17 protein-coding genes are annotated in these 16,577 nt (G+C 64.9%); 12 read left to right on the plus strand and 5 right to left on the minus strand.

The window, feature by feature from the left end:
* Positions 1-37: 37 nt before the first annotated feature.
* Genes E2E30_RS03140 through E2E30_RS03150 form a run of 3 tightly spaced genes read right to left on the minus strand, consistent with a single transcriptional unit; the run spans position 38 to position 2,293 of the window.
* Positions 38-1,093 (minus strand): hypothetical protein, encoded by a 1,056-nt coding sequence (locus E2E30_RS03140; protein WP_133187163.1) that lies wholly within the window; start codon positions 1,091-1,093, stop codon positions 38-40.
* Positions 1,090-1,971, minus strand: a complete 882-nt coding sequence (locus tag E2E30_RS03145; RefSeq protein ID WP_133187165.1) for a CsgG/HfaB family protein — start codon at positions 1,969-1,971, stop codon at positions 1,090-1,092. The genes E2E30_RS03140 and E2E30_RS03145 overlap by 4 nt, the downstream gene beginning before the upstream one ends.
* Positions 1,972-1,975: 4 nt before the next feature.
* Positions 1,976-2,293, minus strand: coding sequence for a hypothetical protein (locus tag E2E30_RS03150; RefSeq protein WP_165954445.1), 318 nt, complete (start codon positions 2,291-2,293; stop codon positions 1,976-1,978).
* A gap of 340 nt (positions 2,294-2,633) precedes the next feature.
* Between E2E30_RS03150 and E2E30_RS03155 the strand changes: the two genes are divergently transcribed.
* Genes E2E30_RS03155 through E2E30_RS03165 form a run of 3 tightly spaced genes read left to right on the plus strand, consistent with a single transcriptional unit; the run spans position 2,634 to position 5,462 of the window.
* Positions 2,634-3,185 carry a heme NO-binding domain-containing protein gene (locus E2E30_RS03155; protein WP_165954446.1) on the plus strand — a complete coding sequence of 184 codons (552 nt, stop codon included), beginning with the start codon at positions 2,634-2,636 and terminating at the stop codon, positions 3,183-3,185.
* Positions 3,186-3,195: 10 nt separating this feature from the next.
* On the plus strand, positions 3,196-4,851 hold the full coding sequence (locus E2E30_RS03160) for an ATP-binding response regulator (protein WP_133187171.1): 1,656 nt from the start codon (positions 3,196-3,198) through the stop codon (positions 4,849-4,851).
* 14 nt (positions 4,852-4,865) lie between these two features.
* Entirely contained in the window at positions 4,866-5,462 is a 597-nt protein-coding gene (locus E2E30_RS03165; RefSeq protein ID WP_133187173.1) for a response regulator transcription factor, read from the plus strand.
* A gap of 278 nt (positions 5,463-5,740) precedes the next feature.
* On the opposite strand, the gene E2E30_RS03170 is transcribed toward E2E30_RS03165, so the two are convergent.
* Entirely contained in the window at positions 5,741-6,742 is a 1,002-nt protein-coding gene (locus tag E2E30_RS03170) for a GDP-mannose 4,6-dehydratase (protein ID WP_133187175.1), read from the minus strand.
* A 150-nt stretch (positions 6,743-6,892) separates the two neighbouring features.
* Between E2E30_RS03170 and E2E30_RS03175 the strand changes: the two genes are divergently transcribed.
* The 7 genes from E2E30_RS03175 (at position 6,893) to E2E30_RS03205 (ending at position 12,650) form a co-directional block, all read left to right on the plus strand.
* Positions 6,893-7,240, plus strand: coding sequence for an ArsC family reductase (locus tag E2E30_RS03175; protein WP_133187177.1), 348 nt, complete (start codon positions 6,893-6,895; stop codon positions 7,238-7,240).
* Between the two features lie 11 nt (positions 7,241-7,251).
* A complete protein-coding gene (locus tag E2E30_RS03180) occupies positions 7,252-7,533 on the plus strand; it encodes a DUF427 domain-containing protein (RefSeq protein ID WP_133187179.1) in 282 nt (93 codons plus the stop codon).
* A gap of 70 nt (positions 7,534-7,603) precedes the next feature.
* Entirely contained in the window at positions 7,604-8,479 is an 876-nt protein-coding gene (gene panB, locus E2E30_RS03185; protein WP_133187181.1) for a 3-methyl-2-oxobutanoate hydroxymethyltransferase, read from the plus strand.
* A gap of 89 nt (positions 8,480-8,568) precedes the next feature.
* Positions 8,569-9,270, plus strand: a complete 702-nt coding sequence (locus E2E30_RS03190) for a tetratricopeptide repeat protein (protein ID WP_133187183.1) — start codon at positions 8,569-8,571, stop codon at positions 9,268-9,270.
* Positions 9,267-10,634 carry a PQQ-binding-like beta-propeller repeat protein gene (locus E2E30_RS03195; protein ID WP_133187185.1) on the plus strand — a complete coding sequence of 456 codons (1,368 nt, stop codon included), beginning with the start codon at positions 9,267-9,269 and terminating at the stop codon, positions 10,632-10,634. The genes E2E30_RS03190 and E2E30_RS03195 overlap by 4 nt, the downstream gene beginning before the upstream one ends.
* 62 nt (positions 10,635-10,696) lie before the next feature.
* Positions 10,697-12,097, plus strand: coding sequence for a ribosome biogenesis GTPase Der (der, locus tag E2E30_RS03200; protein ID WP_189676783.1), 1,401 nt, complete (start codon positions 10,697-10,699; stop codon positions 12,095-12,097).
* Positions 12,098-12,242: 145 nt separating this feature from the next.
* Positions 12,243-12,650, plus strand: coding sequence for an Hpt domain-containing protein (locus tag E2E30_RS03205; protein WP_189676784.1), 408 nt, complete (start codon positions 12,243-12,245; stop codon positions 12,648-12,650).
* 9 nt (positions 12,651-12,659) lie between these two features.
* On the opposite strand, the gene E2E30_RS03210 is transcribed toward E2E30_RS03205, so the two are convergent.
* Entirely contained in the window at positions 12,660-14,987 is a 2,328-nt protein-coding gene (locus E2E30_RS03210) for a hypothetical protein (RefSeq protein WP_133187187.1), read from the minus strand.
* An 82-nt stretch (positions 14,988-15,069) separates the two neighbouring features.
* On the opposite strand from E2E30_RS03210, the gene E2E30_RS03215 reads away from it, so the two are divergent.
* Both E2E30_RS03215 and E2E30_RS03220 read left to right on the plus strand, forming a co-directional pair.
* Entirely contained in the window at positions 15,070-15,363 is a 294-nt protein-coding gene (locus E2E30_RS03215) for an Hpt domain-containing protein (RefSeq protein WP_133187189.1), read from the plus strand.
* A gap of 50 nt (positions 15,364-15,413) precedes the next feature.
* Positions 15,414-16,574: a hypothetical protein gene (locus E2E30_RS03220; RefSeq protein WP_133187191.1), complete on the plus strand. Its 1,161-nt coding sequence runs from the start codon at positions 15,414-15,416 to the stop codon at positions 16,572-16,574.
* Positions 16,575-16,577 lie beyond the last annotated feature (3 nt).

Genomic DNA, 16,577 nt, shown 5'->3' on the forward strand with positions numbered 1-16,577 from the left:
CCCCACACCGCGGGTTGGCGCGGTGTGGGGAACCGCATTATTTGACGTTGATGCTCACGCTGTTGCCGATTGCGGCTGCGGTGACTGCGGCCGAGGTCGTGGTGGCGAGCGAGGCACCGATCTTTGCGATCTGCCCGGCGTTGTTCCACTGGTTGGCCGAGCTGCCGACATTGCCCGCGAGCCCGCTGTTCAAGCTGTTGAGCGAGTACGAATTGCCGATCGCCGCAGCGGTCCCGGTGGAGGTGACCGCGTTGCTGACGGTGCCCGTCAGATCCGCAATGACCGTGCCGGAGTTGCGCTGTGCAGCCGCGATGACGCTGCCGCCGGGCATCTCGACCGAAAGCGAGTTGCCGAGCGCAGCGGCGGTCGACGTGGCGCTCGTTACCGCATTCGCCACGGTGACCAGCGTTGCCGTCTGCGCACCGCTATTGTTTTGGTCGATCGACAGATCCAGCACCGATGCGGGCGACGTGAAGGACGCCGAGTTGCCGATCGAGGCTGCAGTCTGGGTGGCGGTGGTCACGGTGTTCAGCGCGCTGTTCAGCGTGCTGGTGCCGGTGCCGGTATTGCCCTGGGTCACATCGGCAACGGCGCGGGCCGCTGCGTTCATCGAGTAGCTGTTGCCGATCGACGCTGCGGTGGCGGTGAGCGTCGTCGTCGTGGCGGCGAGGACGTTTGCGGTCGAGGCCTGGTTTGCCGCGTTGATCTGCCCGTTGACATAATCGACGTTGCGCGCGGTCGACCCGATCAGCGATTTGAACGAGCTCACCAGGCTGGGACCGCCGACGGTGTTCAGGGCGTCGAGGATCGACGGATTGAGCAACTGGGTATTGCCACCCGACGTCGCGCCCTTGAGCAGGTCGAGATAGACGCCGACCAGCGACGGACCACCGACATTGGCAATCGCGTTCAGCACCGACTGGTTGCCGAGCGCCTGGCCGGTCGACAGGTCGACGTTGACGTTGAGCAGACCCGGCGTGGGGACCGACAGGCTCGGCGTAGGGGTTGGGGTCGGCAGGGTGACCTGCGCCATTGCCGGCGTCGCCGCGAGAAATGCAAGGCAAGCCGATGCAAGCAAATTGAACTTCGTCATTTCTTCTCTCCTGTTGAAGCACCTTGTTGTGGGCGAGACCCGGCGATGTACGACACCGTCGGGACGTTAGAGGGGCACTCGGGCGCATTGGCCCCGCGCTGCCCCGCGATCAGGTCGATCACCGCTTTTTCGATGATCGCCCGGATTGCTCCGTGCACCGGCTCCTGGCGGCGCCTTCCGACGCCGAGATCCAGGGTTGTGTTGCCGATGAATTCAAAAATGCCGGCGCGCAGTTCGCGACCGCGGATCTGCTTTTGCAGGCTGATGACCTTGATCACCCGCAGGCTGCGCGCATCGATCAAGCGAAGATCGACGCCGACCGACATGACGTATGAGCGTGCGCCACCACCGACCGGTCCGATCGAAATTTCGGCCACATCGCTCTGGATGTTGAAATCGAGCTCGGTGATCCCGCCGAGGACGATCATGTCCGCTTCGGCGATCGACCCGGAATAGATCCGGCGATAGGCGTCGGTCGGCTTGCCATCGGGCCCGAGCAACTTGCTATTGGCGTAATCGAGCTCCTGCCGCGCGATCCGCAGGTCGAGGCGCTCGGCGAGCGGGAATCCGGCCTTGGAGATGGCCGACATGACCATCAGCGCCGCACCCTGCGGGGCGACGGTGCCGTTCAGCCCGTCGAGCCGCCCGGTATAATCCGCCACCTCGCCCACGGCGATCCGCGGACGGACCGAATTGGCGGAGGTCGCGGCCAGGCACCGCAGCAACGGCGAATAGGCGGTGTCATCATCGATGACCTGCGCGCCGCTGAGCGGGGTGACATACCGCGGGGGCGGGGGCGCCATCGTCGTGCACGCGCCAAGCGCGGAGGCGGTTGCAAGAAGGGCGACGGCCTGAAGCCGTTTGACAGCGATGTTCATGACATCATTGCCCCAGCGCAGAGGGGCTGACGCCGACGATTGCCTGCTGTCGCCCGCTATTTTGCTGTCGCGCCTGGACGACGACGGTGTTGTTGCTGCCGTAGACCGTGACGTTGATCATATTGGCGATGGCAGTCGCGCGGTCTGCGGCGGGGCCGGCGTTTCGCGCGGCCAGGTTGAACGCTTGACCGCGATCGGACGCCGAGCCCGTGATGACGACGCGGTTGAAATTGGCGTCGCGTTGGAACTCCATCGGCGTATTGGGCATGCGGTCGCTGACCACGCCCGCTGCGGCAACTTGCAAAATCAACAGACTAATCATCCCACCCTCGCATCGTTTCGATCTGCTGGGGCCATGATGCGCAAAGGCCGGGCCATGGACTATTGGCCAGGTGGTCATGATCGATGACGCAAAAGATCAGTAAGGAGTGACGTTTTGGTCAGCGATACTGACCATATGGAGAGGGTATGCTTCGATTATGAAAAAAGGAGCCAGCAGATACTGCTGGCTCCTTTCCGAGGCCTCTCTTCTGCGCGCCGGGAGGGGGGACAGTGGCGCGCTGAAACTGTATATAACACGGTCGATCGCTTCGCCTACCTGACCAGATGGCCAGATTGAATCGACCCGACGGGTAGGAGATGCTGTTCGGATGGATATATACATGATGAAGGGCGCTTTGTTCGTCCATATGGTCGAATTCGCGCAGCGCGAACTGGGCGAAACCACAGTCGAGCGAGAGATGCTCCGGCTCAACCTGGAATCGGGTGCTGCCTACACGTCGGTCGGAATGTATCCGTTCTCCGAGTTCGAACGGCTGCATCACGCGTTTGCGGAGGCGATGCAGATTACGGCCGACGATTTCAGCCGCCGGTTCGGGTGTCGAACATTACCCTTGCTCGTCGCCGGTCACGCCATCCCGCCGGATATGCATCCGTTCGATTTCCTCGAAAAAGTCCATGGCGTGATTCACCAGGACGTCCGCAAGCTCTACAAAGATTCCAATCCTCCGAGCGTGCAGGTGGTCGAACGCCAAGGCGAGCAACGGCTCGTGCTGCGCTATGAGTCGCAGCGCCCGATGGCAGCATTTTGCGGAGGGATGCTGGAAGCTACGATGGACACGTTCGGATGTGGCGATATTTACCGAATCGAGCGTATTGATGCCGAACCCCGCACGGAACGGTTCGCGGAGTTTGTAGTCGATCTCGTAACATAGGTCCGCCGTCATGTCCGACAGTGCTGATTTACTGAAGCTTCAATTGAAGCGAGAAATTGCCGCGCGTAAAATCGCAGAACATTTGCTCGAACAAAAATCGACCGAACTCGAAGCGTCGAACCACGAACTGCTTGCCCAGATCGCGCAAGTCAGCCGCCTGTCGGTAGCGATCGATACTGCCGGCGAAGGTATAGCGATGACCGATCGCAACGGCGTTTATACCTATATGAACACGGCGCACGCGCAGATGTTTGGATTCGACCGTCCCCAGGATTTGATCGGACAGTCATGGGCGTGCTTGTATGATAATGATGCCCTGGCTCACTTCGACCAGGAAGTGATGCCGCAATTCGCGCGCGATGGTCGATGGAACGGCGAGGTGACCGGTCGAAGCGTCGATGGAACGCTCGTCTTTCAGGATCTCATCCTCACGCAATTGGAGGATGGCGGCATCCTGTGTTCTACCCGAGACATCGGCCAACGCAGGATCCGGGAGAAGGAAACCGCCGATCTCCGTCGCAGGGTCATCGAAGCCGACCGCGCTGCAGCCTTGGACCAATTGGTTGAGACGGTCACCCACGACTTTTCCAATTTCTTGGGCGCGATCGATGCAGCGGCGACGCTGCTCGAGAAGCAATGCAACCAGCCCGAGCCGCACCGCTTGTTGATGTCAGTCTTCGATGCCTTGCGTCAGGCGCGATCGGTGCTCAATCAGCTGCTGCCGAATTATGCCGCGCCCGCCGAAAAGGTTTGCGACGTGACCGATCTGGTGCCGCGGCTATGCGAAGTCATGACGCCGTTGCTGGATATCGCGCAGACATCGTATTGCAAGGTTCCCGAGGCGCCGCTGTTCGTTGCCGCCGACCCAACCCTCTTCGCGCGTTCGATGACCAACATTTTCAAGAATGCAATCGAGGCGATGACCGTGAGCGGATCGGTCTTGCGAATCGAGGTGCAGAGCTTGTCTGGATATGTGCCCCCGACGCTCCCGTTCGATCCCGCTGCCCGACTTATCTATGGCAGCGATATCGACGAAACGATGGCTCGCATCATCGTTCATGACGAGGGCGAAGGTATGCCACAAACCGTGCTCGATCACGCACTCGAACGGTTCGTGTCGACCAAATGTGGCGGGCGACGGCGCGGGATCGGGCTGACGTCGGTCAAAGACCTGGTCGAGACGACTGGCGGCCGCGTGGCGATCTTCAGCGCGGCGGGTGTCGGTAGCGTCTTTGTCCTGGATCTGCCCGCGCACGGTGTCGAAAATGGTCGGGCGGATGGTGATGAGGCGACACGCCTGGCTGAGGACACGGTTGGCAATGTTCTGCTGGTCGATGACGATCCGATCGCACTCGGCCGCCTAGAGGTCTTGTTTCAAGCGCGGGGGTGGGGAGTCGTCAGCTTTTCCAGCCCGTGCGAGGCGTTGGACTTTCTGGTAAGAGTACCGAATTTTGTGCAGCTGCTCGTTACCGATCGATCGATGCCAACCATGAGCGGCGACCAACTTGCTCAACGGGTCAAGGCAGTCCGCTCGGATCTGCCGATCGTGCTCTGTTCCAACGCGTTGGGATCGGCTATTTCGGCTGACATTGACGCAACGCTCGCCAAGCCGCCAAGTGACGGACGTTTACAAGCGATATTGGTGAGGCTTAACCTCACCCGGTAGTAGGGGAGGGCGCGATGCGATTTCTGATCGCTGACGATCATGAACTGGTGCTCGATGCCGTTGCATCGATGCTGCAGGCGCATTGGCCCGAAGCGCAGGTCGTAAGTGCGACGAACGCGCCCGACGTGAAGACGAGGCTCGTCAGCGAGAGCCCATTCGACCTGGTGTTGCTCGATCTGCATATGCCCGGGGTGAATGGCCTCGTCGATATTGGGAAGTTGATGCACGGAAACCCAAGCCGCTACGCGATCTTGTCGGGGTTCGTCGGCCAGCGTGAGGCCGTGCAATTGATGAATGATGGTGCGTCAGGCATCATTCCCAAGGCGATGCCGGCCGAATCGATGATAGCCGCCGTCCAGTTGATGCTCTCCGGCCAACGCTTCGCGCCTGCCGACATGCCCGCTTCGACGCATGCGGAAACGAATTTGACCGATCGCGAGATGGACGTGTTGCGGCGGCTGCACGAGGGTGAAGCGAATAAGGAGATCGCCAGAGCGCTCGGGATACAGGAGACAACGGTCAAACTGCACCTGCGTTCGCTCGCGCTGAAGCTCGATGCGCGAAACCGGACCGAAATCGTCATCAAATCTCTGAAGTCCGGCGTTTTGTAATCATTCGAGAACGGCCCTCTCGCGATCGCTTGCTCTCGAGCTCCTTGTAATGGCTCGCTCGAGCGCGGACTCGCAAACGTCTATTCGGGAGCGATGGTTCGGATGCGCGGCGAAGGATGTGGCGAGGGGCAATCCTCGCAAGGCATCGCAGCATTGTCCCAGACGTTGCCGGATCGCCTCATCGAGCGGGTCATGCCGTTGTCGGCCGTCAGTCGCTGGACCTGTGCGCTGGTGTAGCAGCTGCCCGGCCGCAGCGCTACGGGCTCGCCCGCTTTGCCTCATACGCCGTTATAAGCGCGGAACCAGTCGACGAAGCGCGGGATGCCGTCCTTGATCGAGGTCGCTGGGCGAAACCCCACGTCGCGTTCGATCGCGCTGATATCGGCGAAGGTCGCCGGCACGTCGCCGGGCTGCATCGGCTGATAGTCGCGAATCGCCGCGATGCCGCAGGCTTGCTCGATCGTCGTGATCAGATCCTCGAGCCGCTCCGCCTGGCTGTTGCCGATATTGTAGCGCGCATGCGGTACGAAGCTGCCCCCTGGCTTTTCGAGGCCGTCATCGGCCGGCGGTCGATCGAGCGTGCCGACCACGCCCTGGATGATGTCGTCGATGAAGGTGAAGTCGCGCATCATGTCGCCGCCGTTGAACACCTTGATCGGCTCGTGCTTGAGGATCGCGTCGGTGAACAGCCACGCCGCCATGTCGGGCCGCCCCCACGGACCATAGACGGTGAAGAAGCGCAGGCCCGTCTGCGGCAGGCGGTAGAGATGGGCGTAGGTCTCGCTCATCAATTCGTCCGCGCGCTTGGTGGCGGCGTAGAGCGAGACGGGGTGATCGACGCGGTCCTCGAGGCGGAAGGGGACCGAGGTATTGGCGCCGTACACCGAGGAGGAGGAGGCGTAGACCATGTGCACGCCCGGCCGCGCGCGCGCGATCTCGAGCATGTTGAGATGCCCGGCGACGTTGGCGCGGATATATTTGCGCGGGTGCGTCAGCGAATAGCGCACGCCGGCCTGCGCCGCGAGATGCACGATCCCGGTGATCTCATGCCCGGAGAGCGCCGCATCGAGCGCGGCTTCGTCGGCGATGTCGACGTCGTGGAACGCGAAGCGCGCGTCGCCCTCGGCCTCGCGCACCCAGGCGAGACGATCGTGCTTGAGATCGACGCTGTAATAGGGCTCGAAATTGTCGATCCCGATCACGTCGCGGCCGTCCTGCAACAGCCGCCGTGCGACGTGCGCGCCGATAAAGCCGGCCGCGCCGGTCACCACTACCGTCATCCCGATCCCCTTATCCAGCCAAGCGGCTTTGCCCTACACGGCGCGACGCACTGCGGATATCCCCGCACGCCGGCGCTGGCATATCGCCGTTGCGCGCGGGCGTCTCCCGCGGCACTCTGGCGTGCCTGAATCTCAACGAAGGCACGCTTCATGACGACGGTGTACGGCATCCCTAATTGCGACACGGTAAAGAAGGCGCGCATTTGGCTCGCCGAGCAGGGCGTCGCCTACGATTTCCACGATTATAAGAAGGCCGGCGTCCCCGAGGCCGAGCTGCGGGGGTGGGTCGATCGGCTCGGCTGGGAGACGCTGCTCAACCGGGCGGGGACGACCTTCCGCAAGCTGCCCGACGCCGACAAGACCGATCTCGATGCAGAAAAAGCGATCGCGCTGATGCTTGCCAACCCCTCGACGATCAAACGCCCGGTGCTGGTGCAGGGCGAGACGCTGCTGGCAGGCTTCAAGCCCGATACCTATCTATCGGCTGTAACCGCCTAGGAGAGACCGCCATGCCGACTGCACGCTGGAACGACACCGTCATCGCCCAGTCCGACGATACCGTCGTCGTCGAAGGCAATCACTATTTCCCCGCCGACAGCATCGTCGCCGAATATTTCGAGGACAGCGCGACGCATTCGCATTGCCCGTGGAAGGGCGAGGCGAGCTACAAGACGATCGTCGTCGACGGCAAGCGCAACGCCGATGCCGCCTGGTACTATCCCGATCCCAAGCCCAAGGCGGCCGAAATCAAGGACCGCTTCGCCTTCTGGAAGGGCGTTGAGGTAAAGTAAGACGACGCCGCGCCGGCGCCCGATGCGGGGCGCTGGCGTCGCATCGCGCGAGGCGCTATTCGCCTTGGCCATGTCCACGACTTTCACGATCGACACCGCGACCAGTCGCGCCAATCCAACCCCGGCGCCGATGAAGCGGCTCACCGTCCCGGCGATCCGCGCCCGCAAGGCGGACGGGCAGGGCGGCGGCGAGCCGCTGGTGATGCTCACCGCCTATACGGTCCGCACCGCGCAGTTGCTCGATCCGCATTGCGATATGCTGCTCGTCGGCGACAGTCTCGGCCAAGTGATCTACGGCCTCCCCTCAACCATTCCCGTCACGCTCGAGATGATGGCCGCGCATGGCGCCGCAGTGGTGCGTGGGAGCTATCACAGCGTCGTCGTCATCGACATGCCGTTCGGCAGCTATGAGGCGAGCCCCGAAAAGGCGTTCGAAAGCGCGGCGTGGTTGCTCAAGCAGACCGGCGCCGCCGCGGTGAAGCTCGAAGGCGGCACGGCGATGGCGCCGACCGTCGCCTTCCTGTCCGAGCGCGGCATCCCCGTGATGGGGCATGTCGGGCTCACGCCGCAGGCGGTCAACGCGCTCGGCGGCTATGGCGCGCGCGGCCGTAGTGCTGCCGAGGCCGCCAAGATCGTCGCCGATGCCAAGGCGGTGGCGGAAGCCGGCGCCTTTGCGGTGGTGATCGAAGGCGTGGTCGAGCCGATTGCGATCCAGATCACGCGCAGCATTGCCTGCCCGACGATCGGCATCGGTGCTTCGGCACAGTGCGACGGGCAAGTGCTCGTCACCGAGGACATGCTCGGCATGTTCGAACGCACCGCGCGCTTCGTGAAGAAGTTCGACGATCTGTCGGGCCGTATTTCCGCCGCGGTAGACCAGTACGCCACCGATGTGCGATCGCGGGCCTTTCCCGGCGTGGAGCAGATCTACGCCCCCAAGGACTAGCGTCCGCACCCGTTTTTTGAACGCTTTTGTTTGGCGGGCGGCGCGGCTAAGGTCCGCGCCTTCCTGCCCTGATCCGATGGAGTTCCCCCTTGGCCGTGCCGCCGAATACCGATGCCGCATTCCTGCGCGAAGTCGACGAGGAACTGCGCCGCGATCAGATGGCGAAGGCGGCGCGGCGTTACGGCGTTGCGGCGATCGCGGTGATCGTGCTCGCGCTCGTCGGTTTTGCCGGCTGGCTGCTGTGGCAGTCGCACGAACAAAGTGTCGCTGCCGATGAAGGCGCCGCGCTCTCCAAGGCGTATGACGATCTCAACGCCGCCAAGCCCGATGCGGCGCAGGGCGAACTGACCGCGCTCGCCCAGTCGCGCGGCGAGGGCTATCGCGCGCTCGCGCTGATGAGCCAGGGCGACGCGCTGCTGCAGAAGAAGGATTTGCGCGGTGCCGCCGCCAAGTTCGGCGCGGTCGCCAGCGACACGTCGATCGGCCAGCCGTTCCGCGACCTCGCGCTCGTCCGCCAGACCACCGCCGAGTTCGATACGGTGAAGCCCGACGTCGTCGTCGCGCGGCTGCGCGGCATCGCGGTCAAGGGCAATCCGTGGTTCGGCAGCGCGGGCGAGCTCGTCGCGATCTCGTATCTGCGGATGGGCCGGCGCGATCTGGCGGGGACGCTCTACGGACAGATTGCGCAAAACCCCGATATGCCCGAAACGATCCGGCAACGTGCGGTTCAGATGGCGGGTATATTGGGCGTCGACGCTGTGGCCGGGTCTAAGGAACAAAAATCGCAATGAAGATGACCAACCGCTATCTCCTGATCGCCGTCTCCGCCGTTGCGCTGAGCAGCTGCGCCGCGTTCAAGGGCAAGAAGAAGACCCCGGTGCTTGGTCAGCGGATCGCGATCCTCGCCAGCGAGAACGACGTCGTTGCCGACAAGACGATCGCCGGCGTCGAAGTGCTCGTTCCGCCCGCCACGGCGAACGAATCCTGGGCGCAGCCGGGCGGCAACCCGTCCAAGGCGCTTGGCCAGGTTGCCCTCGGCACCAATCTTTCGCGCGTCTGGACCGCCGCGATCGACGGCGGCAGCAACCGCCAGCGGCTCGGTGCGGCGCCCGTCGTCGCCGGTGGGCGGCTTTATACGATCGACGTCGATGCGACGATCCACGCTTTCTCCGCGACCACGGGCGCGAAGGTCTGGGCGACCGACATCGCCAAGACCGAGAAGGCCAAGGCCGACAAGAAGGCGCGCGGCGCGCGCTTCGGTGGCGGCGTGAGCTTCGACGACGGCAAAGTGTTCGCGACCGACGGCCTCGGCGACGTCGTCGCGCTCGAGGCGACGACGGGCAAAGTGTTGTGGCGCGTCAAGCCGGGCTCGCCGCTGCGCGGGGCTCCGACCGTCGCCAATGGCCAGGTCTATGTGCTGAGCCAGGACAATCAGCTGTTCGCGCTGTCGCAGGCCGATGGCACGGTGGTGTGGAACCAGTCGGGTTCGGTCGAGACGCAGGGCGTGTTCGGCGTCGCGGCGCCTGCGGTCAGCCAGGGGACGGTCGTCGCCGGCTTCTCCTCGGGTGAACTCAACGCCTATCGCTACGAAAACGGCCGCACGCTGTGGCAGGACGCGCTGTCGCGCTCGACGATCTCGACCTCGGTCTCGTCGCTTGCCGATGTCGATGCCGATCCGGTGATCGACCGCGGGATCGTCTATGCGGTCGGGCAGGGCGGTCGCATGGTCGCGATCGAGATCGATTCGGGCCAGCGGCTGTGGGAGCAGAATTTCGCAGGTATCTCGACCCCGTGGGTCGCGGGTGAGTGGGTGTTCATCGTCACCGACGATGCGCGGCTGGTTTGCCTCGCGCGTGCGACGGGCAAGGTGCGGTGGATCAGCCAGCTGCGCCATTACATGAGCGAGAAGACCAAGAAGGACGGCACGCTCAAGGAAGGCAAGAAGGCCAACCCGGTGACGTGGTTCGGCCCGGTGCTGGCGGGTGGGCGTCTGGTGCTGACCAATTCGGCGGGGCAGATCGTCTCGGCCTCGGTCGACAGCGGCAAGGTCGGTACGGTGATCGAGAACAAGACGCCGTTCACGCTGCCGCCGATCGTGTCGAATTCGACGCTCTATGTGCTCGATCAAAAAGGCCGCGTCGCAGCCTATCGCTGACCTGTTACCCGGTAGTACCGGGCGGGGGTGACGAAACGTTGCGCGTGCCGTAAGGAGCGCGCATGTCCAAAACCCCCGTGGTCGCGATTATCGGCCGGCCGAACGTCGGCAAATCGACGCTATTCAATCGCCTTGTCGGCAAGAAGCTCGCTCTGGTCGACGATCGCCCCGGCGTGACGCGCGATCGCCGTGAGGGCGATGCGACGCTTGTCGGCTTGAATTTCCGTATCATCGACACCGCCGGCTACGAGGACGAGGACGCCGCGTCCTTGCCCGGCCGGATGCGCCAGCAGACCGAGGCGGCGGTGGCGCAGGCCGACGTCGCGTTGTTCATGTTCGATTCGCGCGTCGGGCTGGTGCCGCTCGACGAAGAGATTGCGCGCTGGCTGCGCGGCTCGAAAACCCCGGTGATCCTCGTCGCCAACAAGGCCGAGGGCAAGGCGGGTGCCGACGGGATCCTCGAATCGCTGTCGCTCGGCTTCGGCGATCCGGTCGAACTGTCGGCCGAGCATGGCGAGGGGCTGGTCGAACTGTTCGACGCATTGCTTCCCTATATCGAGCCCGAGAAGAATGCCGCTGGCGAAGACATCCCGCACGGCCTCGACGAAGACGAGGAATATGCCCCCGACGCGCCGCTCAAGCTGGCGATCATCGGCCGGCCTAACGCGGGCAAGTCGACGCTGATCAACCAGATCCTCGGCGAGCAGCGCCTCATCACTGGCCCCGAGGCGGGCATTACGCGCGATTCGATCGCGGTCGACTGGATCTGGCACGACCCCGAGCGCGAACATGGCGAGGATGCGCGCAAGGTCAGGCTGATCGATACCGCGGGCATGCGCAAGCGTGCCAACGTTCAGGACAAGCTCGAGAAGCTGTCGGTTGCCGACGCGCTCCACGCGATCGACTTCGCCGAAGTCGTCGTGCTGTTGCTCGACGCGACGCGCGGGCTCGAATCGCAGGATCTGCGCATTGCCGACGCCGCTTTGCAGGAAGGCCGCGCGCTGATCGTCGCGATCAACAAATGGGATATCGCCGAGAACGGCTCGAGCCTGTTCAACGGCATTCGCGGCGCGCTCGAAGAAGGGCTCAGCCAGATCAAGGGCATGCCAGTTCTCACCGTGTCGGGCGCGACCGGCAAGGGCATCGACACGTTGCTCAAGGTCGCGTTCGAGACGCGCGACACCTGGTCGCACCGCGTCGGCACGGGTGAGCTCAACCGTTGGTTCGAGAAGGCGGTCGAGGCCAATCCGCCGCCCGCACCCGGTGGCAAGCGGATCAAGCTGCGCTACATGACGCAGGCCAAGACGCGGCCGCCAGGCTTCGTGCTGTTCGGCACGCGGGTCGATCAATTGCCGATGAGCTATCAGCGGTATCTGATCAACGGTATCCGGCGCGACCTGGGCTTTGGGGCCGTTCCGGTCCGGCTAACCTTGCGGGCGCCGAAGAACCCATTCGATCGCTAATCGAACGGGCAAGTCTTTATCCACACTATTGATTGAACGATTATTCTGCGTTCAATTTTGGTGTTTCCTGCTCGATATCAACCACTCGTTTACTTCAACTGCCTAATATTACGGTAGTGGAGCGGTAGGTCCGTGGGAGGTTGCAGTGGCGGTCGAAGAGAAGGATTTGGTCGACTGGACCGCATTCGCGCGTGCGCGTGCCGAACTGGGCGCCGGGTTCGTACGGATCCTCGGCTATTTTCGCGAAGACGGCGTCAAGTCGGTTGCCGCGATTGAAGCCGCGATGCGCGCTGGCAGCGCCGCCGGGATGGTGATCCCGGCGCATACGCTTAAAGGCGAGGCGCTGCAGTTCGGGGCAGGGCCACTTGGTGCTGTGGCAGAGCGGATCGAGACGATCGCGCGCGATTGCGTCGAGAGCCGCGATACGCCCGAGGAAGCGCTCAGCGACATCGTCGCGCTGCGCCCGCTGTTCGATGCGACGCTGGCGATGCTTGAGCGCGAGTCGAACCCGCTGGTGGCACGCCGCCCAGCCTTTGGGCGTCGCGCGGTCTGACGGCGCAGCTCAGCGCAGGCGTTCGATTGCCTGCGCCAGCGCCACGTACAATTTGCCCATGTCCGACGACAGCAGGGTCACGCCGAGCGGCGAGCCGTCGCGCTGCGACAGGATCGCGCGCAGCATCGCTTCGAAATCATGGATGTAGCGATTGACCTGGTCGCGGAAGGCCGGGTCCTCGTCATGCAGCCGTGCGATCTCGCGCGCTTCGCCGGCATCGATCAGCCGCACCGCGCGACGCGTGAAGACGCCGCGATCGCCCTTGAGATAGGCTGACCAGGCGCTGTCCGAGACGTCGGTCGAAAACGCCTTGGCGATGTCGATCGAGGCCGAGTTGAGCGATTCGATCAGCAACGAGACGCGGCGCGTCAGCGTATCCTGATCGGCCTTGTCGCGCTCCTGCCGCGCCTCGACCAGCCGGGTCTCGACGATAGCGGTCGATGCGGCGATCGCCGCCATCTGGTGCGTCAGGCGCTCGGCGACGCGTTCGGCAGCGTCGGCTGCGACGTTGGCCGCGTCGCCGATGCTGGCGATCTTGCGATCGAGCGCGCTGGCGGTCGCGCGTTCAATCGCCGCGGTGCTTTGTTCCTCGAGCGCAGCCGCTGCTGCAGGGATGACATTAGCGAGCGTATCGCGCGCGCGGTCGGCAGCGGCGCTGGCGGAATCGCGCACGCGCAACAGCGCCTCGACCAGTCGCGGCGCGGCCTCTTCGGCGAAGCGGTGCGTGCGATCGATCGTGTCGTCGACCATCTGGCCGAGCGCATCGGCGCGAAGCTTGCCGTCGCTGAGCGTGTCGAGCAGCGTCCCCGCCAGCTTCTCGACGGTGTCGCGCTGCGTGGCGATGACGTGGGCGATCGCCTCGATCGCGTCGTGCGTGCTTTCGGCGGCGGTGACGAGCGCCAGCAGTTCGGGCTTGGCCAACGCGACGATACGCCGGCTCTCGGCGGTGCGCGCGTCGAGCCGGGTCAGCGCGTCGGGCAGCGTCTCGTCGATCTCGCGCGCGGCGGCATCGAGCGCGAGCAGCAAGCGCTCGGTCGTCGCAATGGCGTTGGTCGCCATCGTGTCGCCGCTCCGGAGCGCTTCGGTCATCGCATCGGCCGATCCGCCGAGCGCGCTGATCGAGGCTGCCAGCGCTTGCGCGCGGACGACGCCTTGCGTGTTGAGCTGGTCGAACTGCGTGCTGACATGCGCAATGCCCTGATCGATATCGCGCACGATCCCGTGACTGAGCTCGCGCTGCTCGCCGAGCCGCGCGACGACTTGTTCGATCAAATGCTCGATGTCGATAATGCGCGCGGCAAGACCCTCGGCGCTGTCATGCGCCGCGCGATCGAGCGCCGCCTGATTCGTACCGAGCATCGCCAGCATCGCGTCGCCTTGGGCGGCAATGCCCTTGCGCGCTTCGTCGACCGCGTCGGCGGTGCGGCCGAGCAGCGCGTCGACCGCATGCGACATGTCGCCGGTGACCTGTTCGAGCCGCGCGCCCGCGGTCTCGCTCGTGGCCTCCATCCGGGTGATATGCGCCGCGAGCTTTTGCGCGGCGCCGTTCGCGACGGCATCGGCTTCACGCCCGCGCTCGGCGAGCGCGGTGAGCTGCGCGTCGAGCGCCGCTGCATGTTCGCTCGCGGTGACGCCGGTAGTCTTGAGCAAATGCGCGAGCGCATCGGTCTCGCCATGCGCGCGCGGCAGGAGCGCGAGCAGCACTTCGAGCCGCGTATGCGCCTGGTCGGCGGCGGTCGCGAGCGTTGCGGCATGCGCATCGGCGTGCGCGACTTGCGCGGCGAGCCCCGAGCCGACGCTCGCGAGCCGCGAGGCGGCCCCATCGCCGAGCGCCAACAACGCGTTGGTTTGCTCGGCGAGGTTGGCGCGGTGCGTGTCGATGCTGCGGCCGAGCACTGCGACGGTCCGCTCGAGGCTTGCGGCCTCGGCGCGCATCGCGCGCGCGGTCATGCCGAAGCGCTTCGCCTCGGCGCGGCTCGAGCGCATCGCGAGCTGGAAGACGATCCCGATCAAGGCGGGCGGCACGCACAGACTGGCGACGAAGCTGGCAAGCGCCGGGGGCGTCAACGTGGGCAAGCTCGTCCACGACAAGGCGACCATTCCGCCGACCCAACCGACCGACGCAGCGGTGCCGAGCAAAGCGGGCCAAGGAAACGGACGGCGCCCGGACCCGTCTTCGATCGTGTCTTTGATCACGTCATCAATTACGTGGGTCAGCTCGATCGGTTCCTCATAGGGACGTGCCAAGGGTTCAGCCGCAGCGACGCCGTCGCGCGCTTCGGCCGAGAGCGCGGCGCCGTTTGGCCGCAAGTCGATGATCCGCGAACCCCCGTTCATCCCCGACGTTTACCACGATTATGCCGCGCGCAAAGCGAATAGCGAAACCTTGGCTTAACCGGTCGTTCGGTATCCTGGGCGCATGGCCTATGATCCCGGTGCAATCGATGCGACGTTGGCGGCAGCCGTGGGCGACGAGCCTGCGCTGATCGCCGAGTTGCGCGCAGCCTTTCTCGACAGCGTTCAGCACGGACTCGCCGTGCTCGAAGCCGCGCGCGGCGACGTGGCGTGGCGCGAGGCTGCGTTCCGGCTGCGCGGGTTGGCCGCGAGTTTCGGCGCGGTGCGGCTGATGGCAATCGCGACCGAGGCGGCCGAGGCGGAAGCGCACGATGCGGCGCTGCTCCGCCGGCTGCGGCGCGCGGTCGAGCGCCTCTAAGCATTTCTCGGGCTTTGCCTTAATCGCGCTAAGGCCTTAACAGCCCTGCGATGCTGGCAGGACTGATTTTTGCGACCGAAGATGCCGATGACCGGATGGGTGTGCTCGCCGCGACGCTGCCGTTCGGCGGATTGACGCTGATCGAGTTCCAGGCGCGCTTGCTCGCGGCGGCTGGCGCGACGCAGATCATCCTGATCGTTGCGCGCATGACTCCCGAATTGCTTGGTGCGATCAGCCGGATCGGGCGCCGCGGCGTCTCGGTCGATGCGGTGCGCACCGCGGCCGAGGCGCTCGAGAAGCTCCATCCGCTCGCGCGCGTTTTGGTCGTTGCGGACGGTGTGGTGACGACGGGCGACGTCGTCCAGGCGATCGCGCTGATGCCGCACGATACCCTGCTCGTCACCGACGAAGGCGATCCGCATTACGAGCGCGTCGGCGCGGACACCGCGTGGGCCGGCCTGGCGTTGCTCGACGGCAAGCGCGTCGCCGAGGTAGCCGCCCTGCCACGCGACTATGATTTCCAGTCGACGCTGTTGCGCGTCGCGGCGCAGGGCGGCGCCGATCACGTCCATCTCGATTCGCATATGGCGGTCAACCATAGCATCGAGCGGAGCGCACAGGCGCTGGCGCGGCGTGGCAACGGGATGGTCGCCGCGCTCGTCGCCAAGCCGTTGCGCTGGGCCGACCGCTATCTGCTCGCGCCGCTCGTGCGATTCGCGCTCCCGCCGCTGATGGCGCGCACCGTGCCAACGCTCGGGCTGATCGCGGCGAGCGGCGCCGTGGCGATTGGCGGGTTCTTCACGATCCTTTCGGGGCATCCGGCGATCGGCATGGGCATCACCTGCCTCGCGATCGTGTTCGCGACGGTAGCTTCGGCGATCGCGTGGGTGCGCGACGAGAGCGGGCTCGCGCAGTTCGCCGACCATGCCAAGCCGGGCATGGCTGCACTTGCGGCGCTGCTGGTCGGCTATGGCGCCGCGCGACCGGCCGGACTGATTCTCGCGGTCGCGGCGGTGATTGCGGCGGCGTTGCTCGAGCGGGCCGCCGATCCGGCGTTGCAGCGGCGCTGGTGGGCGAGCCCTGCGGCCTATCCCGCGGTGCTGTTCGTCGTGCTGCTGCTTGGCCAACCGCTGCTCGCGCTGGCCGCGGCGGGGCTTTATGCGGCGGGGACGCTTGCCGCTGCCATTGAGGGGTTTCGTCAAAAGCCTTAGCTT

This window comes from Sphingomonas sp. AAP5, assembly GCF_004354345.1.
GTDB lineage: Bacteria > Pseudomonadota > Alphaproteobacteria > Sphingomonadales > Sphingomonadaceae > Sphingomonas > Sphingomonas glacialis.